28 protein-coding genes and 1 riboswitch are annotated in these 20,358 nt (G+C 46.6%); of the genes, 6 read left to right on the top strand and 22 right to left on the bottom strand.

What is annotated here, in order from left to right; all coding sequences use genetic code 11:
* Positions 1–142: 142 nt before the first annotated feature.
* The 3 genes from HZC01_04095 to HZC01_04085 all read right to left on the bottom strand — a co-directional run bounded on the left by HZC01_04095 (position 143) and on the right by HZC01_04085 (position 2,558).
* Complete coding sequence (locus HZC01_04095) at positions 143–745, bottom strand: hypothetical protein (GenBank protein MBI5037854.1); 603 nt, start codon at positions 743–745, stop codon at positions 143–145.
* Between the two features lie 425 nt (positions 746–1,170).
* Positions 1,171–1,767, bottom strand: coding sequence for an HD domain-containing protein (locus HZC01_04090; protein ID MBI5037853.1), 597 nt, complete (start codon positions 1,765–1,767; stop codon positions 1,171–1,173).
* Positions 1,768–1,988: 221 nt separating this feature from the next.
* On the bottom strand, positions 1,989–2,558 hold the full coding sequence (locus tag HZC01_04085) for a hypothetical protein (protein ID MBI5037852.1): 570 nt from the start codon (positions 2,556–2,558) through the stop codon (positions 1,989–1,991).
* A gap of 233 nt (positions 2,559–2,791) precedes the next feature.
* Here HZC01_04085 and HZC01_04080 point away from each other — a divergent pair, with 233 nt between their 5' ends.
* From HZC01_04080 to HZC01_04070, 3 genes are all read left to right on the top strand, one after another.
* Positions 2,792–2,998 carry a hypothetical protein gene (locus HZC01_04080; protein ID MBI5037851.1) on the top strand — a complete coding sequence of 69 codons (207 nt, stop codon included), beginning with the start codon at positions 2,792–2,794 and terminating at the stop codon, positions 2,996–2,998.
* 169 nt (positions 2,999–3,167) lie between these two features.
* Positions 3,168–3,533, top strand: a complete 366-nt coding sequence (locus tag HZC01_04075) for a hypothetical protein (GenBank protein MBI5037850.1) — start codon at positions 3,168–3,170, stop codon at positions 3,531–3,533.
* Positions 3,534–3,834: 301 nt separating this feature from the next.
* Complete coding sequence (locus HZC01_04070) at positions 3,835–4,107, top strand: hypothetical protein (protein ID MBI5037849.1); 273 nt, start codon at positions 3,835–3,837, stop codon at positions 4,105–4,107.
* 39 nt (positions 4,108–4,146) lie between these two features.
* Here HZC01_04070 and HZC01_04065 read toward each other — a convergent pair whose 3' ends face one another.
* Positions 4,147–4,554 carry a metallopeptidase family protein gene (locus HZC01_04065; GenBank protein MBI5037848.1) on the bottom strand — a complete coding sequence of 136 codons (408 nt, stop codon included), beginning with the start codon at positions 4,552–4,554 and terminating at the stop codon, positions 4,147–4,149.
* Positions 4,555–4,714: 160 nt separating this feature from the next.
* On the opposite strand from HZC01_04065, the gene HZC01_04060 reads away from it, so the two are divergent.
* Entirely contained in the window at positions 4,715–4,999 is a 285-nt protein-coding gene (locus tag HZC01_04060; GenBank protein ID MBI5037847.1) for a hypothetical protein, read from the top strand.
* A gap of 65 nt (positions 5,000–5,064) precedes the next feature.
* Here the strand turns inward: HZC01_04060 and HZC01_04055 are convergent, their stop codons facing one another.
* From HZC01_04055 to HZC01_04045, 3 genes are read right to left on the bottom strand one after another with little or no spacing between them, the layout of a single operon-like run.
* Complete coding sequence (locus HZC01_04055; protein MBI5037846.1) at positions 5,065–5,763, bottom strand: VIT1/CCC1 transporter family protein; 699 nt, start codon at positions 5,761–5,763, stop codon at positions 5,065–5,067.
* Between the two features lie 3 nt (positions 5,764–5,766).
* Positions 5,767–6,564 (bottom strand): heliorhodopsin HeR, encoded by a 798-nt coding sequence (gene heR / locus HZC01_04050; GenBank protein ID MBI5037845.1) that lies wholly within the window; start codon positions 6,562–6,564, stop codon positions 5,767–5,769.
* Positions 6,565–6,573: 9 nt separating this feature from the next.
* Positions 6,574–7,353 (bottom strand): hypothetical protein, encoded by a 780-nt coding sequence (locus tag HZC01_04045; protein MBI5037844.1) that lies wholly within the window; start codon positions 7,351–7,353, stop codon positions 6,574–6,576.
* Between the two features lie 135 nt (positions 7,354–7,488).
* On the opposite strand from HZC01_04045, the gene HZC01_04040 reads away from it, so the two are divergent.
* On the top strand, positions 7,489–7,650 hold the full coding sequence (locus HZC01_04040; protein ID MBI5037843.1) for a hypothetical protein: 162 nt from the start codon (positions 7,489–7,491) through the stop codon (positions 7,648–7,650).
* Positions 7,651–7,665: 15 nt separating this feature from the next.
* Here HZC01_04040 and HZC01_04035 read toward each other — a convergent pair whose 3' ends face one another.
* The 13 genes from HZC01_04035 to HZC01_03975 form a co-directional block, all read right to left on the bottom strand.
* Positions 7,666–7,974 carry a hypothetical protein gene (locus HZC01_04035; protein ID MBI5037842.1) on the bottom strand — a complete coding sequence of 103 codons (309 nt, stop codon included), beginning with the start codon at positions 7,972–7,974 and terminating at the stop codon, positions 7,666–7,668.
* A 217-nt stretch (positions 7,975–8,191) separates the two neighbouring features.
* Complete coding sequence (locus tag HZC01_04030; GenBank protein MBI5037841.1) at positions 8,192–8,434, bottom strand: hypothetical protein; 243 nt, start codon at positions 8,432–8,434, stop codon at positions 8,192–8,194.
* A 174-nt stretch (positions 8,435–8,608) separates the two neighbouring features.
* Positions 8,609–9,076 (bottom strand): hypothetical protein, encoded by a 468-nt coding sequence (locus HZC01_04025; GenBank protein MBI5037840.1) that lies wholly within the window; start codon positions 9,074–9,076, stop codon positions 8,609–8,611.
* A gap of 187 nt (positions 9,077–9,263) precedes the next feature.
* Entirely contained in the window at positions 9,264–10,301 is a 1,038-nt protein-coding gene (locus HZC01_04020) for an alpha/beta fold hydrolase (GenBank protein MBI5037839.1), read from the bottom strand.
* A 112-nt stretch (positions 10,302–10,413) separates the two neighbouring features.
* Complete coding sequence (locus HZC01_04015) at positions 10,414–10,857, bottom strand: F0F1 ATP synthase subunit epsilon (protein ID MBI5037838.1); 444 nt, start codon at positions 10,855–10,857, stop codon at positions 10,414–10,416.
* 23 nt (positions 10,858–10,880) lie between these two features.
* Entirely contained in the window at positions 10,881–12,275 is a 1,395-nt protein-coding gene (gene atpD / locus HZC01_04010) for a F0F1 ATP synthase subunit beta (GenBank protein MBI5037837.1), read from the bottom strand.
* A gap of 39 nt (positions 12,276–12,314) precedes the next feature.
* Positions 12,315–13,202: an ATP synthase F1 subunit gamma gene (gene atpG, locus HZC01_04005; protein MBI5037836.1), complete on the bottom strand. Its 888-nt coding sequence runs from the start codon at positions 13,200–13,202 to the stop codon at positions 12,315–12,317.
* Positions 13,203–13,220: 18 nt separating this feature from the next.
* The gene (locus HZC01_04000; protein ID MBI5037835.1) at positions 13,221–14,741 is read right to left on the bottom strand and encodes a F0F1 ATP synthase subunit alpha; all 1,521 of its coding nucleotides are present in this window, start codon (positions 14,739–14,741) and stop codon (positions 13,221–13,223) included.
* A 242-nt stretch (positions 14,742–14,983) separates the two neighbouring features.
* Positions 14,984–15,337 (bottom strand): ATP synthase F1 subunit delta, encoded by a 354-nt coding sequence (gene atpH, locus HZC01_03995; GenBank protein MBI5037834.1) that lies wholly within the window; start codon positions 15,335–15,337, stop codon positions 14,984–14,986.
* Positions 15,338–15,377: 40 nt separating this feature from the next.
* Positions 15,378–15,887, bottom strand: a complete 510-nt coding sequence (atpF, locus tag HZC01_03990; GenBank protein ID MBI5037833.1) for a F0F1 ATP synthase subunit B — start codon at positions 15,885–15,887, stop codon at positions 15,378–15,380.
* A gap of 80 nt (positions 15,888–15,967) precedes the next feature.
* Positions 15,968–16,189: an ATP synthase F0 subunit C gene (gene atpE, locus HZC01_03985; protein ID MBI5037832.1), complete on the bottom strand. Its 222-nt coding sequence runs from the start codon at positions 16,187–16,189 to the stop codon at positions 15,968–15,970.
* A gap of 98 nt (positions 16,190–16,287) precedes the next feature.
* A complete protein-coding gene (gene atpB / locus HZC01_03980; GenBank protein ID MBI5037831.1) occupies positions 16,288–17,190 on the bottom strand; it encodes a F0F1 ATP synthase subunit A in 903 nt (300 codons plus the stop codon).
* The gene (locus HZC01_03975) at positions 17,165–17,443 is read right to left on the bottom strand and encodes an AtpZ/AtpI family protein (protein MBI5037830.1); all 279 of its coding nucleotides are present in this window, start codon (positions 17,441–17,443) and stop codon (positions 17,165–17,167) included. The genes atpB and HZC01_03975 overlap by 26 nt, the downstream gene beginning before the upstream one ends.
* Positions 17,444–17,691: 248 nt before the next feature.
* A riboswitch (SAM riboswitch) is annotated at positions 17,692–17,860 on the top strand.
* A gap of 437 nt (positions 17,861–18,297) precedes the next feature.
* Between HZC01_03975 and HZC01_03970 the strand changes: the two genes are divergently transcribed.
* Positions 18,298–18,564 carry a hypothetical protein gene (locus tag HZC01_03970; protein MBI5037829.1) on the top strand — a complete coding sequence of 89 codons (267 nt, stop codon included), beginning with the start codon at positions 18,298–18,300 and terminating at the stop codon, positions 18,562–18,564.
* An 82-nt stretch (positions 18,565–18,646) separates the two neighbouring features.
* On the opposite strand, the gene HZC01_03965 is transcribed toward HZC01_03970, so the two are convergent.
* Together HZC01_03965 and HZC01_03960 are read right to left on the bottom strand one after the other, a co-directional pair.
* Entirely contained in the window at positions 18,647–19,066 is a 420-nt protein-coding gene (locus HZC01_03965) for a hypothetical protein (protein MBI5037828.1), read from the bottom strand.
* Between the two features lie 104 nt (positions 19,067–19,170).
* Positions 19,171–20,358 carry an ABC transporter permease gene (locus HZC01_03960; protein MBI5037827.1) on the bottom strand — a complete coding sequence of 396 codons (1,188 nt, stop codon included), beginning with the start codon at positions 20,356–20,358 and terminating at the stop codon, positions 19,171–19,173.

Here is a 20,358-nt window from a genome sequence, read left to right as displayed (position 1 = left end):
AGAGGCGTTTATGGTAAGGAAACTATGTATATTTCTGTAATTTGAGTATCTTATACCTAGTCATAAAACTTGGCAAATAATAAAACCGCCGAATGAATAAACATCCAGCGGTCTGGCACGCAGCTCGTGCTCAAGAATAGGCTTATCGCGCCTGACAGCTCGCGAAGTATTTCGCAATTTCTTTATCATACGCAGCTGTCAGTGTGTATGCCTTCCCCGCGCATTCCTCCCGAAATGCCAGTTCAGTCTGTCCGTCATTGGCATCGAGTTGCGTCATCAAGCGAATATAATCGCCCGGCTCGGTAATGACGGCTACGTCATCGTAGTTTTTCGCCGCGGCACGGAGTAGTGACGGCCCACCAATGTCGATATTCTCAACAATTTCCGCGTGCGAGGCACCAGCCGCAACTTTCTCCCGGAAGGGATACAGATTGACCACGACCAGGTCAATGGGCTTACCACCCAGCTGACCTAGTGCATACCAGTCATTCGTCTCTTCTCTTCGGAAGAGGATGCCGCCGGCGATTTTCGGATGAATGGTCTTAACGCGACCATCCATCACTTCAGGAGAGCCAGTGAAGTCGCTCACCGGAATGACGGGGATACCAACCTGCTGAATCGCTTTGAATGTGCCGCCGGTGGAAATAATTTCCACACCATGGCTGTGCAAACTGGCGACCAAACCGGTCAAGTTTGCCTTATCCGAAACGGATATAAGGGCGCGGGTAATTTTACGCATGTTCATGACTAATTCCTCCAAAAATAAGGGTTTTAAAAGGCGATTTCTGTTTTGATTTTATTAATTACATTACCTTACCGCAGTACCGTGGCTAATGCAAATAATAAACCGCCGGTTGAATTAACAACAAGCGGTTTGCAATACTGATGACAGAAAATGTGACTCAGACGTGAACTTCAATGTTTTCTGGACGAGCCACGCCGGGTTTCGGATACTCATCAGCATAGCACTTGAATTCCCCCGGATCATATGATCCGAAGCAAAAGTTTCCTTTGCCATTTGTGTGGCTCGGGGGGATCGCCATCTTATCATCGGCGATAAACGTTTTCGGGCACAGCCGACACTGAATAACAACTTGCCTCGTTCCTGAAGCATTCTGCATTATGACCTCCGTGGTTGTGGGGATGGTACTATTTTTTAAAATCCTACTATCAACTATTGCTGACGTCAAGCGCTCGATTTGCCTCTCGATACACTTGCTCTAGCTCATCCGCCAAAGCGTTATGAAGCTTCTGCTTCACTAATGCGACGACCTCGCCATGAAACCACTGCCGCCGAACAATCGGCGAATTAAATTTCTTGAAAATACTTTTGCCATGACGCCCATATGCCTCTACCGTAGACACCATATTATGCAGCTTGTCTGCAGCCACAATCATCAGGGCATCAGAACTGGCTTTCCGCAAATGTTCAATAAAATTAGTTTTGCGAGTTTCCCATGTAGCACGCTCATCTGCTGAAGTCATATCTGGAACTTTTTCCGGGTCGCTCACTTGAAGTACTAATGAGGTCACCCGCTCCCCAAAATCTCGAGTCATCTCTTGAGTAGAATAACCAGCCACGTCCTCAATCACATCGTGAAGAATGGTTGCAATAATAATATCCTCATCCTGCGTATGCTGAGATACGATAAAGGCTGCAGCATAAGAATGGGTCACGTATGGTATGTCGTCCGTTTTGCGTCGTTGGCCTCCATGCAACCGGGCAGCGGTCATGAAAGCGCGATGAAGTCGGAGGGTGAATTGCATACTGCTAGTATAACGTAATTATTTAAATAAAAAAAGAAGGGATTCACTTGCGTGAATCCCCTGATAGTTGACTTGGATTTACCTGATGGCAGACCCGACAGAATTGATCTCCAGTCTTCATTTCATCGAGGTTATGACGTCCTCGTTTGAGACAGACTCCAACCCCCTGATAGGTAAATTTCTCTCGTCTGCGGAGAAAACGGACAGTGGCGCGCCATGCATTACCCGCACACCTGAGAACAAATGACTTCCTCATGAACCTCCTTCACTGTATCTGAACAAAACAGATACAGTGCGTTGTTGATTATCTTCCATGAAACATCATCAACCGGCACATGATGCGTGCACCGCGACGGATCAACCGACCCCATAAAGAGCCAACGAACCCGCGAATGTGATAGCGTAGCATCACCACTAGTTAACCTGAGCAACTCAACTGATGTCGTGCAACACAGCGGGCACTCGTTTAAAAATGCTTTCGCTCCCAGAATCTGAACCTTAGGGAAAGGCACTCGTCGCGGAATGCGGAAATAAAACTGGTCATTCCAGAGATTTCGCAAATGAATGCCCGTCTGAAAAAACTGCGACGAAACAGCGGCCACCCATTTTTCCCTGAGATTTTCAGCAAACCGGGAGTGACGCTCCACCCAGGCATAGTCCTGGGACGCTAGTTGGCGCGGATCCGCGACCGTTTCGTCAAATTGCCGCCTCACATACTGAAGCCGCCGCAGATGTAACGCACGAGCACACCCGCCTACTCTATAGAAATGCGGGAAAGCTTGATCGCACATGACTTGTCCTCCAAGTTGTATGTAATTAACGTTTTTTCTTTTTTAGTTTTCGCTGCTCGTTTTGAGCATTGAAATGTTTACCGACCACTATACCAATAATATCCTACGTTGTCAAGAGTTTACTGAAAATAATTATTGACATTCACCGTTCAGGCGCCTACAATCACTCCATATTCTTTCAAAAATAAAACCACTCACCGACCATGGAGGGCCGCGTGAAAACACTCCTACACATGATCCGATCCCTGGGGACATTAGGGAAATCTCGTCCCACGACCCCGCCAGTCACCAGCAGTGATGACATGGGAGTCACCACTACGGTGCCGACAGAAGTTTTCAGGAAAGAAACAAATTCTGGACCACGGTCTGTCGTTACTGATCCCTATGACGTCTGGCCGGTTCGACCAGAAAAACCTAAGAGGAGGAATTTCTCTGATTAGCAACATTGCTCACTCTCTGCATTCTCGCCAAAAGCCGTCGTCAACGATGGCTTTTTTTACAACACTCAATCGTCCATACTTGACAAAGTTGCCACTTTCGGCTACAATGTCCGGCTATACTCTCATTCCGATAGTATAGTATTGTTCCACTTCAACTAGGGAGGTTTGCGTGCAGCAACCTGATTGGATTCAATCTCTCATTGAGCGGGCAGATATTGGAATTACTGCTCGGATGTTAGCGCCGGTAGCGCCAACTGAATCCGTCATAGGACGACTGCCGCGGCGGTTTCGACAACTGTATGCCGCCTACACCCTCCAGGTTTCCCGCGTGAAACGAGCCCTGATCGCCACTGATCAGAACCGCGACTACACGCGCGAACCACTCTCTGGCGACATGCTGGATAATCCGGCCGTAGTGCTCGAGCGAAATAAGATGTTGCTCATGCACTGGGTATTCTGGCTCACCCTGCAGAATGAACTGCAACTGCCTGGTAAGATCGGCATCCGCCAGTATTGGCAAATCGTACGGATTTAGTATCCGCGCCACTGCCACACGACCGCCCCGTTTTTCTTTCGAGAGAAATTGGGCGGTATTTTTTTATTTTACTATCAATGCATCTCACGCGGTATTTATTGCCCGCTTTTCTAAATACTCATTTCTAACCAACAGCTGTTAACAGTAATGTACACATTCACATCGCGTTAGATAGTATTATCAAGTATAGTACATACCATCATCGCCAATCTTGACAAACAAACAATGATTTGATACTATCGATAGTTCTACAAATAGCACAAACTTATTTTCACAACATTTTAACTGAGGAGAAGGCATCATGCCATCCCCAACTATCGTCGTCGCACAGGATGAACCAGGCGCGATTGATTCCGCTCTCAAAGATGAGATCGCTGTCATGCAAGCCTCTCTCGTACCTCCCATTTACACCTATGTGTATACCGCTGACAATGCCGTCAAGAAAATACTTGGCCGGTCATGCCGGTATACCACCGTCACCGTGAAGGGAAGTGTGAGTATCCTCAAATTTGTGGGCAATCAAGTCGCCTGTTTGGACGACCTCGCCCGCCTGTCAGCTTCATCCGCACCGTAACATTTCTGGTCTCCACAGAAAGCCCCGGCGTATCATATCTCATGAGAGATTTGTGCGCCGGGTATTTTTTATTTTCCGTTTCTGTTCCCAGGCTCGCACAGCTCGTTCATCCATGCCTAGATAATGGGCTATTTCATGATGCACCACTTCATGGACAGTTTGACGAATATGCTCAACATCTGGTCCTGCCACATGTTCAATCGCCTGCTTAAAAATAGTAATCTTATCCGGTAGCACACCAGAATAGTATGCACTGCGTTTCGGCAATGGGACTCCCTGATACAGCCCTAATAACGTGCCTCGAGCCTTGATTGAACGCTCCGTCGCTCGTGCCGCACGCGGTTCATTTTCAATGACAAACGCCACGTTTTCTATGCGCTCACGCACTGCCGCAGGTACCCGGGCAATTGCCTCATGAATATATTTTTCAAATTGATCATTATCCATATACTGCTATCCTACCCCAGCCCGCCGCTCGCTGGCAACTCAGACACCGCAAAATAACTTGACGCGTGATGCCATGAGCAGTACTATCACCGAGCCATAATGTAATATAGATCGTTATATAACCACTATCCTTCGTTAACCTCTAGTCAGGAGTAGGCATATGAAATGCACGATACTCCGAATTGCGCAGGGTAAAACTGCTCAACCAGCCATCGTGGTTGAACTCACCGAAGTAGAACTTCGTGCCACGTACGCCGATGTGCTGGCAGCGGCAAAAATCCGCTTTGATGAAAACACCATGCAATTAATGTATGGCCACCCGGGCGATTCGTTCTTTTCCGGCAGCACCAGTCCCGACTCCTATGTCGTGGATGGTGAGGTCATCGGCATTTTCGATCTCGGTCTCTTCGAAACCGTATCGCACAGCAAAACAAAACCAGCGTGATGATACAATACACATCACGCCCATCCTCCCGACACGCAGCTATCCTTCGTTGCGTGTCGATTTTATTATTTAAGGTCTTTTGCAAAATTACCTACGACTAATCCAATCACCATTGCCAAGCCGCCAAGAATCATGATGCGTAGTCCTGATCTAAACCATCCCCCCTTCGTCAATCGAGTAGTGGCCGCTCCCAGCCCGAATAATCCCAGTAGGGTGACAACAATCGAAATGGGCATTGCCTGAGAAACACTCATTAATAAATATGCAAGCAAAGGAACCATTCCGCCAACCACATAAGCAATAAACATATATATACCATTTCGAATTGGAGTGCCATGTGAAGTGCCGGCAATGTTTAATTCACGATACGCCATTTCCTGAAGCATAAGATGGCGATCCTTAGCTGCCACTTCAGTCATGTGCTCGGCTAAGTGTGGCGGCCATCCATCTCGAATAAACATCCGATTTAATTCGTGTTGCTCCTCATGGGGGTAATCCTTAATTTCCTCACGTTCCTCGTGCAGTACCCGATGATGAAGATCTTGTTGTGAACGATTTGATAGATATGAACCAACACCCATGGAAATAGACTCAACCGCTATAATAACCATACCGGCCATCACCACCATAAAATGATCCTGGCTGCCGATGGCGATGCCAGTCACCGCTCCCAGGGTGGAAACCATGCCATCCTCCATGCCAAATACGATTTCGCGCAGGGAGGCGCCGGTGGCTTGAACTGACTGATGATTATATTTTGTCATAGACTACACTGGTCGCAGTGTCCCTGCCCACACCTGCCATGCCAATAATGATTTTGCAACTAAGCTAAGGATAATATACGCCCGCTCTCCATACAGGTAATCCTGCCACTTCCCCACTTTTTTATACTGTAATACTTGATTAACGGCAAAACTATTGAAAAATAGAAAAATCGAAAAGTAGATCCAATAGACAAATGTGGGTGCTTTCGCATCCCCTTCACCCGCCGCAAACAAATAGATACCAACGCCAACCCACGGAACAATACCGGCGATACAACCAAAAATATATGCTGTCCAATTTGTTTTTGGGGTGGTTTGATTGTGCAGCTCCATCATCCAACCGAACAGGATCATCATAGCATTGAGAAAGAAAATGAATAACAAGCTGATACCGTCATACATCCCAACCAACATGGCAATCACCACCATCATCACCGATGAGCTAAAAGCGTACTCTACCCATCGTGCGTAATTCGCCCCTTTGAGCAAATTGCGGTTATACCAGGCGCTAATAGCTGGTACAAATGAAATAAGCGCATGTGCTATTGCAGACAAAAATAAGAAGCACGCAACCAAAAACCCGATAGGAAGTTCAAAAACTGTTTGTAAATATGGCTGCAACTTGCCGGATTCGAAGTCCATCCGTACAAATGCGCTAGTTACTGAAAGTGAAAATGAAGAGCTCAATAGCAACATAGCCGCGCCCTGAGCCGCGTGCAAAAAAGCCATAATGATGTTAAACCGACGTAATCGCTTTAACTTTAATTGCAATTGATCAGCTGATTGTTGAATTTGATCCATAATAAATAATTAATCAATTAATAATGCACTCCATCCGCGATCATGCGAAAATGCACGTGCGGGCAAGGTGCCAACGAAATCACTATAACCAGAATGATATTCGAGTTTTTCCATGGAAAAGCCTTCGGTGCGAGCCATCTGCGCATTAATGTGGTCTTCAAAATATTTTTCAACATCGTCGAGATAATGCTGAGGTACTGATACACGACCTATTTTTGCAGCCGCAACAGTAAGATCAATTGATTTATTTGTGGACATTGTTACGCCAGCCTTGATATAGGCAGGCGCGTGGATGTATTCGTTAACTATGCCCGATACTTCCATGCCGCCCTCAATCATATTTACTTGTACGTTACTAAATGCAGGATTATCCCCTTCAAACCGGGTTAGCCAAGCCGTAATCTCCTCGGACGTACCGCGCATGTGCACATCTATCTGCCCCTCAAACATATTCACTAACGAATTGGTTCGCGTACTTGAAATAGTCATCGGTACTTTCGCATACAACGTTTCGAGATATGCTGGATCGTTGCTAATGCCGAGATCAATCGGCTGATCCGATTTAAACACCCCGGTGAGGACGGGAACAGCATAGACGCCCGTAGCCGCCACAGCAGTAGCTATACCAATAATGAGTAAAAACACTACGACAAAGAAAATAAGCCAACCATGGTGCTTTTTTGGTTTTTCGGTCGCTGATTGAGCATTCTGCGCCATTGCCGAAGTTCCCTCAATTTCTGACTTATGCCCAGCTGGCGGAGTCCAGTGCGGGGGACGAGTTTTGTCCATATACATTTAAACTCTCTCAATGATGATCTCAGTATATCAAAAAATTGATGCATATCCTATGCCTTGCATCATGTATACTAAAAGGACTACACTTACCTATGGACATGCCAAATACCCAAAAAGGAGGTGATGGACATGACCACAGTACGTGGGCGGCCGCTCTGGCTGGTACTCATCAGATGGGTCTCGATTGCAGTTGCAATCATAATCGTCTGGTTTATGCCAGTAGTCGCGCTCGCACTCATGCTCATTGGTGTCGGACTACCGTTAGTCCTGGCACCGCGTCGTAAACGGTGATATGGTTGGGAATTGCTATGGTGACCCTGTGGAGTGATAGACCACGGGGTTCTTTTTTTGTAAAAAAGAGGCCGCTTCACATACGAAACGGCCTACAGATTCACAAAATCGGTTATTACCAATTTCTAAATCGTCTGGCTTTTGACCCAATTCTTCCACGATGACGCGGTTGCGGTCCAGTGTACTGGCCTGAATGAAAATTGCTGCGCGGAAATCCCGGCGACTGAAAACTAGATGGCCCGCCTCGTGCTCGGAGACCTGCTCCGGGACATGGCTTACCACTTTTGTTATCATGCTCATCAAACAAACCGTTTGATCCAACATGAACCGACTGATTGCACACCGGGCACTCAAAGAACGAACCTCCTGCCATGTATTAACCTCTCTTTCAAAAGATACAATGCTTCAGTACTCTAAATAGAAAATAATGACATACGAGTATTAGTATACTATTGATCAATAGCTGTCAAGAAAATAAAAAATACTCCTGGCATGCACATATGCACACCAGGAGCGAAGACAAATGAGCCGCGGCAAGCGGCTAGATCAACTTGCAGGCAACAACCGGTATTTCATTCCGGTCAGAAAAAACAGCGCTCCAACCCGCTCCGGTACTCCGCAATCTGCAGAGCTGCGGAAAACCGTCCGATCGGACACTGATTGAATCATCAGGATTCACTTCGGTAACTGTGGCAATCGTTCGATTTACCCCGTCACTCGACCGACCACCCGGCAACACATAGTCAATCAAAAACTCTGTACCTGCAACTATAATACCCGTCATACATCCTCCAAAAAGTAAGGTTTACGAAATATACCCACGTTACATTTATGCAAATGATAAGGAGCAAAAAGTACCGCTCACTGTAGCGGACGTCGGCGGTCATGTCAAGGCATGATATCATACAATAAAATTGCTCTCTGGGATCCGTCGGGATTCCAGAGAGCATGCGTGAATCTAGTCGTTTCGGCTGACTTGGAACGCACCCGAGGCATTCGGGAACCGCTTGGTGAAGTAATACTTCACGGGCAGCACTCCGACGAAACCGCCGAGTACGATCAATGTCGTCGCAATCATTTGCGGTGGCATTTGAAAATGATGTCCATCCCATGCCATGACCACAAAAAATTCAAGCGCCGAGAACATCCAGAAGCCGACGAGTACACTGCCGCGTCGCGAGAGCATTTCCATATGTTCCCACCGAACCTTTTCCTTGATCATGAGATACATGACCAGGACGGTCCAGCAGAATTCAGGCGCTTCATCAGGAACGGCATGGAAGCCATTCGAGTAAAAATGCCAGTGAAAAAGCCCAAGCAGCGCAAGCGTGGGAAAGTCGACCCACCAGCCTCGAGATTTGTACGTTGTATGTACTAGCCGAGACCATCTCGAACGTTTGGCATGATGCTGTGTTGCCACCGTCATCACCTCCTTTTAGGCGAGTTGTGCTCTGAAACGAGCTGTTTTGAAAAGGGGGCGGTAAAGTAAGTAACCTTCTCACTATTGCGACTGGCTGTCAAGAGGGGTGGGGGCAAGGAATCTAACAGCTCCCACTGTCAAATATAAAAAACGGAACACATATCAGTCTTCCTCTTGTCGTGGTCAGATCTATTTACTTCAAATACTCATCTAAAAATTTAACCGTGCGATCAAGCGCCTCATCATGAGCAGAATTAAATTCGTGACCTTGGTCTAAATATTTATTAAATACAACAGGAATTGAATTCGCCGCTTTCAAAGCAATAACTAATTCCTCTGAAAACGAAATTGGCACATACGTATCTGCGGTACCATGATGAATTAATATTGGCGCTAGAATCTTATCAAGGTAATGAGCCGGTGACGCTTCTTCCCAAAAATTCTCATTCGACTCAATGGTTCCGTATAGCTTAATAATTTCATTTGCGATCGGCAAATCCGCCATCCAGCGCTGGTAATTAACCCACATATCAGCACTGATTGGAGAATAGAGCACAATAGCGTCAAGCAAATCCGGCTGTGCTACTGCCACGCCGAGCGCCACCACCGCGCCCATGGAATATCCGATCATACCCACTCGTTCAGTATCCACAAATTCTAATTGTGCTCGCTCGACAGCTTGCAAAGCATTAATCACGTCAATGACATAGCCAAAACGAAGGTCTCGATCAACATTTGGGTCGTCATCTGAACCAGCGTGATTGCGATAGTCAGGCACAAGTGCTACATACCCATGTTGTGCTAAATATCGTTGCTCAGCTATTAATACATCGCCGGTTCTATACGCCTCTCGATCAACCAACGCATGATTCAATACAACAAGAGGAAACGAACCTTCGCTGGTCGGCACAGCAATACTACCCGTAATGGTCAGACCATCGCTATTATATGACATGAAATATCGATTGTACCCCACTCCTTTTTCCAGCGTCGGTCCCAAAATAAAATCAGTGCCAGTATACTCACGCTGCATCAAAGCGGGAATAGAAACCGAAGCTGGCAAGGCATTCCTCTTGGCAAGCGTGTCCGGATTTACCAATGATTCAGTCGGCGTCACAATCGAGGAGTGCTGTACGTCATAAGTAATAGCATACCAACCTCCAACCAGTAACCCAAGAACGGCCAGCACGGGCAACCACTGCGATGGCTTGATGTGAATTTCGACAACCATTATATATAATCCTCCATGCTAACTATAAAATAGCGGATACACGTAGTGTAGCGACTTTGAGTACCCGGAGTCAACCGTGTCATGATTTGAAATTGACAGCTTGGTGTCTAATTTATAACTGTGGACGGATGGTGTCGACGCGTCGTGTCGTGCGGCGCTTTGCTACTCGTAGTCGCGCTAATTCTTTTTCTATCTTGGCTGACAGCGCGGCAAATTCTTCCGAGTCAACCCGTTTGTCCGCCATGAGCTCCGCAGCTCGTGTGCGCGCTTCCTCAGCACGCTGTTCGTCAATCTGCTCTGCGCGCTCTGCTGTATCTGCTAATGCTACCACCTTATCAGGATGCACTTGGAGTAGGCCGCTTGAAACCGCTAAAAAGGTAATCTCATCACCAATTCTAATCCTCACCTCGCCCGCCTGAAGCAGCGACACTAACGGCACATGGTGCGGTAGAATGCCAATTTCACCATCCGGCGTCGGAATCACCACTTCATCTACTGCTTCAGAAAAAACCGTGCCGTCCGGAGTAATGATTTCAAATTGTAATGTATCTGCCATAGTGATTGACTATTTACGCGTGTTTATTTCGCTCCGCGAACTTCTTCGATGCCGCCTTTCATGTAGAAATCCTGTTCCGGGACATCATCATACTGACCATCAAGGATTGCTTTAAATCCACGAACGGTATCTTTGAGCGGGACATACTTACCCGGGGTGCTCGTGAATTGTTCGGCCACAAAAAATGGCTGGGAGAGGAACCGTTGCACTTTCCGCGCTCGGGTAACGGTCAATTTGTCCTCGTCGGATAATTCATCCATACCAAGAATGGCGATTATATCCTGAAGATCTTTGTAGCGCTGCAGAATCTTTTGTACGCCACGAGCGACTGCATAGTGCTCTTCACCGACGATACGTGGCTCAAGAATGGTCGAAGTGGAATCCAACGGATCGACTGCAGGATATATCGTTAATTCAGCTAAAGCGCGAGATAATACGACAGTGGAATCAAGGTGAGAAAAGGTGGTGGCTGGTGCTGGATCGGTTAAATCATCAGCCGGTACATACACCGCCTGCACTGAGGTGATCGAGCCTTTGGTGGTTGAGGTAATGCGTTCTTGAAGCTCACCCATTTCTGTGGCCAACGTTGGCTGGTAACCCACGGCTGAAGGAATGCGACCGAGCAACGCAGATACTTCAGAGCCTGCCTGGGTAAACCGGAAAATATTATCAATAAAGAAGAGTACGTCTTGATTTTCTTCATCGCGGAAATATTCTGCCATTGATAATCCTGATAAGGCGATCCGCGCACGTGCCCCTGGCGGTTCATTCATCTGGCCAAAGACCAGCGCAGTTTTTGCGAGCACACCGGATTGTTTCATCTCATGATACAAATCATTACCTTCACGCGTACGTTCACCGACGCCGGCAAAGACAGAATAACCGCCGTGTTCCTCTGCAATGTTTCGGATCAATTCTTGAATAACCACGGTCTTACCCACACCCGCACCACCGAAGAGACCAACTTTGCCACCTTTAACCACCGGACAAATAAGGTCAATAACCTTAATTCCAGTTTCAAGAATCTCCGCGTGAGAGGTCTGCTCATCAAAACGTGGGGCTGGCCGGTGAATCGGATAGCGCTTTGATTCTTTGCTGGCCGGTTCTTTTTCATCCAATGGTTCACCCAAAAGATTAAACATACGACCAAGCGTTTCTTTTCCGACGGGGACGGAAATCGGAGCGCCCGTGTTTTCGACCGGCATGCCGCGACGCAACCCGTCAGTCGAGTCCATGGCCACGGTACGCACCACATTACCCTCGAGCTGCTGCTGCACTTCGAGGACAACCCGCGTCGCGGGATCCCCGGGAGTGCGGTGTACTTCGAGTGCCGTATAAATGACCGGCGGCGCGCTGTCGAATTTTACATCAACGACCGGGCCGATTACTTGAAAAATTGATCCTTTAACTGCTGACATAATGGTTTACGGTAACAAAATTAATAATATCAAATTAAATTAAGTGATTGCCGCTCGACTGGCACTGATTTCAGCCAATTCACTGGTAATGCTTTGCTGGCGGGCTTGATTAAATGTAAGTGTCAAATCTTTGATCATATCAGTAGCGGCATCAGATGCATTGCGCATCGAGAACATACGAGCTGAATGCTCAGATGCATTTGACTCGAGCAATGCTTGATAGACCTGCAATTCGGTTAACCGATATAACATCGCCTGCAGGACAGCGGCCGGTGACGGTTCAAACATATATTCAAAGTCCTGTTTCGTAGCTATCTCGGCCGCACCCTCTGTCTGCCCTAATTCGGCGTCCTCTTTAATTATTGGCAGCAACTGTCGGATATGCGGCGTTTGCTTGATAGCTGACTGGTAATCAGTATAGGCAATGGCAATCTTGTCATATTTCCCATCTAGATAATCAGTGATGACCATTCGCGCCATGGCTTGTACATCCCGGACGCTTTCGGCAACGTCCAACTTATCAAAATCAGCCACGATGGTATGTCCCTGACGCTGAATCGTGCTCCCCTTTTTGCCCATCAAAATGACGTCGACAGGCACTCCTTGAGCGGATGCGTAATTACCAGCGGTTTCGACTAATTCCCGATTAAATCCACCACACAGACCTCGATTTGACGTGATCATAATCATTCCAATTCGCTGGATTTTCTCACGGGTTTGCAGGAGCTGGTGCTGTTCGGGATCGGTCTTGGCCGCTAAATCCTGCACGATATTCCATGCCGTCCGGGCATACTGGCGCGTCGCAAGCACGGCTTGCACCGCGCGGCGCATTTTTGCAGCCGAAACAAGTTCCATCGCCTTGGTAATTTTTTTAGTGTTGGTGACGGAACGGATGCGTCGTTGAATTTCTTTTGTGCCTGAAGGCATGGTATCGTTTGTAACTAATTATGCAGCTGGCGTGACAAACGCGGTCGTCTTTTTGAAATCCTCAATCGCGCCAATCAATTGCTTCTCCAAATCTTCTTTCATTTCCTTTTCCGTGACAATCCGTTTCATGAGATCAGCGTGCGAGGCATTGAGATACTGGTGGAACGCTTCTTCAAATTCACGAATTTTTTCCGGCGCTACGTCATCCAGGTAACCATTGACGGCGGTGTAAATGATAGCGACTTGGTGCTCTACCGGCATTGGTTGGTATTGATTCTGTTTGAGAATCTCCGTCAATCGTTTACCGCGCTCTAATTGCTTGCGGGTTGCCTCATCCAGATCCGAACCAAATTGGGCGAAGGCGGCCAGTTCTCGATATTGCGCCAGGTCCAAACGTAATTTACCTGCAACTTTCTTCATGGCTTTGATCTGTGCGGCCGAACCGACACGTGACACTGACAAACCGACGTTTAGGGCTGGACGGATACCCTGGTAGAACAAATCGGGCTCAAGGTAAATCTGGCCATCAGTAATGGAAATCACGTTAGTCGGAATATAGGCTGAGATATCACCTGCTTGCGTTTCAATAATCGGTAACGCGGTTAAGCTGCCACCACCGTATTTCTCGTTTAAGCGCGCCGCGCGTTCCAATAACCGTGAGTGAAGATAGAACACGTCACCAGGATAGGCTTCACGACCTGGTGGCCGTCGGAGCAACAATGAAATTTCGCGATACGCCCAAGCGTGTTTGGACAAATCATCATAAATAATCAAAGCGTCTTTGCCTTGGTCCATGAAATATTCACCCATAGCGCATCCGGCGTAGGGCGCGATATAGGCCAATGAGGCTGGATCAGATGCGCCGGCTACCACGATAATTGTGTGATCCATGGCACCCGCCTGCTCAAGTTCAGCCACAATCTTTGCAATCTTTGATTCTTTTTGGCCAATCGCCACGTAGATACAGATAACCCCCGTGCCTTTTTGATTGACAATCGTATCAATTCCGATGGCGGTCTTACCCACTTGACGGTCGCCGATGATCAATTCACGTTGGCCACGACCAATCGGAATCATAGAATCAATTGCTTTGACGCCAGTTTGGAGTGGTGTATCAACTGATTTTCGGGTAATAACACGTGGAGCAATTTTTTCCACTGGATAATACGTATCAGTTTTAATATCACCTTTACCATCAATCGCCTGCCCTAATGGGTTCACCACCCGACCTACCATAGCATCACCGACCGGCACTTCCAGAATACGGCCAGTACTCTTGGCAGTGTCACCCTCTTTGATACCTTCTTGATCACCGAGGATAATAGCGCCGACGGTATCAGTTTCGAGGTTTAACGCCACGCCATATTTATCACCGGGTAATTCAATCATTTCCGACGCTTGTACGTCAGACAAACCAGATAAACGGACAATGCCGTCTCCGATCTCTTCGACTGTCCCAACCTTTTCGGTTTTGGTGTCAGCTTTGAAATCAGCAATCCGCTTTTTCAATTCTTCGATGATGTAGTCTGTGTTTGACATATTTTTATTAACTGTGCTAGGGTATTAGGTAAAATATTGATTAAAATAGTTCTTAACGTTTAGATTGGAGGTTATACATGGAAGCACATGAGTGCAACTGCCCGCATTGTCAGGCCCCCTGTCAGGGAACTGGTTGGCTTGAATGCCTGAATCCACTGTGCAAGATGTGGTTCATGATTATCGCGTAGATGCCTACGCCGTCCCCTCTCTCACTGGAGTCGGTCATAATGATCGGCTCCTTTTTATTTTTGCAAATGATCTTTCAATGCCGCTAATTTTGTACGAATACTGCCGTCAACCACCACATCGCCAAATCGCACTTTCAATCCGCCAATCTGCTCTGGATCAACCGCTGGCTGCAATACCACTTTCTTGTCCAATGCGCTTTCTAAGCTTTTAATAATCGATGCGGTCGTAGCGTGATCAATCTCATGCGCGGTCGTAGCCGTCACGGCCACGATGTCTTCTTGCTGATAGGCATACGTACGAAAGGCGGTCAAAATTTTATCCGCCTGTGACAACGCCCGGTGTTCCTGCAGTAAAGCCAAAAATGAGTGCAGCAATGGTTCAATCTGAGCATGAGTCTTACCTACCACAGACTCGTATAAACTTACGGCGTATTGTCGGGGAGTAATCTTAGACATGTTTATCAGAAGCGTGAGTAATCGTATTCTGAATTAAGGTATGATGAGTTTTCGCGTCTAATTCTTTTCCAATAACTTTAGCACTGGCGGTGACGACCAAATCAGCTAGTTCTTGTTTGGCTTCTTTAAGCATCTGATCTTTCTCAGAGGCAATCTCCTGCTTAGCGCGCTCGGTCATCCGTTCCATTTCCTCGCGAGTCTGATGCACTTTTGCTTCGCGGATTTTTTCTGCTTCGGCGACTGCTTGTGCCGCAATAATCTGCGCTTCTTTTTTTGCTTCCGTAACAATCTTTTCTTTTTCTACTTCAGCAGATTTCAATTGTTCTTCGATGCGTTTGGCATCGGTCAGGCTCTGTTCAATATCTGACGAGCGCTTGTTCATTATTTTCAATAATGGTTTCAGGGCGAAGAAATATAACACTGCCAAAACAATACCAAAATTGATCAGCTGGGCAATGAGTAATTTCCAATCAATGTGAAATGTTTGTACCAATTCTTCCATAAATAATGTTGTAGTGATTAATCTGCTAACCGCAGTTGTCCAGCACCCGTAGGGCAATTGGACAACTGATGGTTAATTGACTATTTGATACCAAATGCAATCACCAAGGCGTAAATAGCGATAGCTTCGGCAAAAGCGGCAACGAGAAGCATCGGGACCAGGATTTTTCCTGCGGCTTCTGGATTGCGGCCAATTGATTCCATCGCTTTGGAACCAATTTTACCGATGGCGAGCGCGGGACCGATTGAACCGATTCCGATCGCGAGGGCCTTGGCGAGCATGGTGAGATCGACTCCTTCCATGTTCGTTTTTCCTTTCTTAGACAATCATGCCTACTCGACGGTATATTTTGAGTTTTACGTCGGTGACCTGACTGTACTTGATTAATTAATGAAATGAACTAGTGCTCTTCACTAGAGGCAGCTACTGAGAAATACACCAACGTCAGCATACTGAATATCAGGGCTTGAATCAAACCAACAATGATTTCCAAAAACATAAATGGGATGGGCAACACAAACGCAAATATCACCGCCATCGAGGCCAATAATACTTCACCTGCAAATATATTACCAAATAACCGGAATGACAGTGAGGCAATCTTTGCCACCTCTCCAATAATTTCAATAATGCCGACAAAAAACTTAATAGGATTCACAATAATTGACGTGGGCTCCTTGATCACTTTCCCGGGAATTGCAACCAACGCTTGTACATTGACGAATTTATTAAAATATTTCCATCCGCCGACAATCAAAATGCCAAACACGTTCGAACCAATCACGGTGAATATGGCGAGTGCTAACGTCGTATTCAAATCGGCGGTACCACCACGAAACAGCGGAACAAATATTTCATGCCCTTCTTCCATTTCTAGAAAACCGATGGAACCAATGCCCGGGATTAACCCCAGCCAATTGTTGATTAATACAAACAGGAAAAGCGTAAAAACAAAAGGAAATATTTTCTCGGTTATAGCCCGCTTGCCCGTCACGGAATCAGCCAGCTTCATAGCGCCATCAACGACTATTTCAAATACATTCTGAATACCGCGCGGGATTTGCTTCACTTTTCGACTCACAAAAAATGCTAAGAGACAAATGATGGCAACGGCTAACCATGAATTCAATAATGAATTAGTGACCGTAAAACCGCCAAGATGCGCAATCGGTTCGGCAAATAATGTCGGCTCATGGCCAGCCTCGGTCGTCGTTTCAGTTTCTGCCACGGCAGCCTCCACCCCGCCGATAGTCGTATCGGTGTTTTGGACGGTCACTTCAAGTTGTTCGGTTGTTTCGCTCATCTGGCTTCTTAGTTGTTTTCATGTTTTCGACTTGTCGAATATATTTTCCTCCAATTTTGACTAAACCGACGACGGTAATCGTAACGGCCAGTGCCGTCAATCCCAGATAAAACCAGGGGTCAGTCTGGAATCGCTCATCGAGCCACCGACCGCCAAAAAGCGCCAATAAAATCGGTGCGACGATCCAGCCGGTAACTTCACCAAATACCGCAAGTGCTGGCTGCCACCATGCTTTTTCAATAGGTTTCTCCATAGAAAATTTCTGGCGGATAAATTCGATAGGTCAAAAGTACAATTAATCGCTAAGGTTAGAGAAATACTAACAGTTTTTAACCTTAAGATGGACTTCATACTAGTACAAGTCGGCGAATAAATCAAGACCCAGACTTTTAAAAAATGGGTGGATCATGTGATTTTCGCTAACCTTAGTACAATTTATAAAAATCATTTTGACAATTATTTTTAATTTGTGATAGCCTGATATTCACACATTAACAATTAACATTATCAAGAGTGAACGGATGCAAAGGGATCAGGCCCAATGCCGTTCCAGCAACCACGAAGTGCCCTGAGCGGAATCCGGCAATGCCGGATGAAGCCGAACGGGCCTCCTCTTTTTTTGAGGAATCGAAAGGTGCTCATTCCTGCCCGTTCACGGGGAAGATAATATTCAATCATTACTATCTCCGTACATCGGAGATTTTTTTGTGTAATTAAATAAAAATCATACAAACATCGTTCTTGGAGGACAAAACCCATGGCACCACACAATAGCGCATATCGCCGAGCAAGCCGCCGCGCCACCCGGCAGCTCCGACAGGCCGGATATACCATCCGGAAGCCGCCCTTTCCCCAACCGTTGAATCAAACCATCTTGTGGATTTTCGAGAAAAATTCACACGACAACCAAGTTGGCTGCATCTCTCCGTGTACCGATAACCCAAATGTCGCCGTAGTGGTTTTCCACGTGTAAGACTGTAGAGCTAACTATCATCAACCCGTCAAACAAAGAGTTTGGCGGGTTTTTTATAATGATATTGACATACGCCAAATGACTGATAGAGTGTAGCTAACACTCAACCTTAGCCCCACCACTGGAGGTTTCTCATGCACCTTGTCGTTTCCAAGTTTCCAGGCAAAAATCATAGCCTAACTGTCCCGAGCGCGAATGTTCTCATCAATCGCGCACTCCCAAATGGCACCATCAAAATTGCCATCACTCCCGATCAACGGCAGATCATCGAAAGCCACACAAACCGCACCGTGGACATCGCTCGTGAACGCTTCAACCAGCCCCCCACCTCCCACCAGGGACGGATCGTGGATTTTCACGAAATGGCCGGCACGCTCTTTGCCGAACTTCAGATCGGTTAACAACCGATACAACCAATTATAAGAAACCCCACGCTGATCATATGAACAACGTGGGGTGCATTTTGTCTGGCGAAAAGCCAGGTTACGCGACGTGCAATCGCTGTAATACGTCAGGATGACGACGCTTGAGCCAGGTAGCTAAGCCACGGGCAAACGATTCGATCGTCATATCGAAATCAGCATGTCGATTGGCGAGTACCGGAAGATCCTGGATGTCCTCAACGGTAGGGATCCGCCGGCGACGCTCGCGGGGAATGCGGGGGATGCCTAACGCCTCCTCGAGATACCAACACAGACTGACTGGATCAGCAAAACCAATAGGCAAATCAATCAGCCGATCGCTGGGCAATCTCACTACCGGAACCGGTGTTTTTGTCGATGGAATTCCTGACCGAAAAAAGTTATATACTTTCGTTTCACCGATATACCCGGAATTTTCCTCTCGGAAAAAGTACCCGATCACCGCACGGGCAATGGTACGCTGGACGTTGGAAATTTGCATGGAATGGCCTCTGTTTGTTTGAATTGTCGCTTGTTTTCCTAGCGCCACCATAGCGAAACCAGCCCGTCTCGTCAAGACGAAAGTAAAGCGAATTTTACAACTTTTTAATCCCGAAACAGGATGCCTTCCCTAGAATAAATCTTACTTGCCACGATGATCCCTGCTCCCGCAAAAACCAATAAAGAAACAAGCGTAACGACAATATGCGGCCAATCATATATTCCTAATAACACTTCTTTCATGACAAATACGGCATTCATACCAGGAATCACAAACATAATCAAACTTGGCTGAAAACTAGGCAAAGAATTAGCAATCCCAACCGGTAGCACCGCTAATAAATAAAATGGCGAAATATAATTTTGTGCCTCTTTATAGCTTTTTGCAAAAATAGCCACTGAAAGTAACAATCCAGAAAACATCACAGCCAAAATCGCACCAATCCCAAGCATCACCCCAATGGCACCTGGGGTCAGATTAATTACGATATCCCCCTCTGCCCCCAGACTCGGCGTATAGAATCTAAATGAAGTATACAACGAGGCAATCGACAACATGATGGTAACTACTGCCATAACTGTAACTGCAAGATATTTGCCCATCACAATTTTGAACCGCGATATAGGCACCAACAGTAATGCTTCTAATGTTTTTCGCTCTTTTTCCCCAGCTGACACGTCGATCGCCACATACATGCCACCGACAATGGCAAAGATAACAATAAACATGGGTAACAGAAATCCGACAAAGAAACCGCCACGCTCTTCTGCTGAGGCGATATCTTGAGCTTGGGGAATAACGCTGGTCATCAATTGCGGATCAAGACCTTTTGCCGTTAGACGTTGTGTCGCCTCAATTTGGTTAAATGATTCCAAAACCGCCATCACTTTCGTTAATGCTGTGGTTGAGTCAGTCTTTGAACTCTTATAATGAATGATCAATGAGGTTGGCACCTCAGCATCAAGCGATGACTGAAATGATTCGGGTACTTCAATATATAGGGCCAGAGTACCTGCCTCAATATCTGCTGCATAGTCAGTTGTCGGGGCAAGTTCTATCTTATCCTGCGATTTGAGATACTCGGTTAACACTGGAGAAACCGCTTGATCACTTAACGCAACGATGGCGACTTTTTCTTCAGCTTGCTTGATTTGATATTCCTGCAATTTAAATGAACCAATAAGGATAATTGGCATGAGGATAATGGGCATGAGGATAGCCGTCATCAGCGTCCGCCGGTCGCGAATATTATCCAATAATTCTTTTGTACAAACCGTTAAAATTTCTTTCAT

The organism is Candidatus Kerfeldbacteria bacterium, from assembly GCA_016214565.1.
In the GTDB taxonomy this organism is placed as follows: domain Bacteria; phylum Patescibacteriota; class Patescibacteriia; order UBA10025; family JAHIVO01; genus JAXDBW01.
The sequence above is the reverse complement of the archived record's forward strand: the minus strand, read 5'-3'. Positions and strand labels throughout refer to the sequence as shown.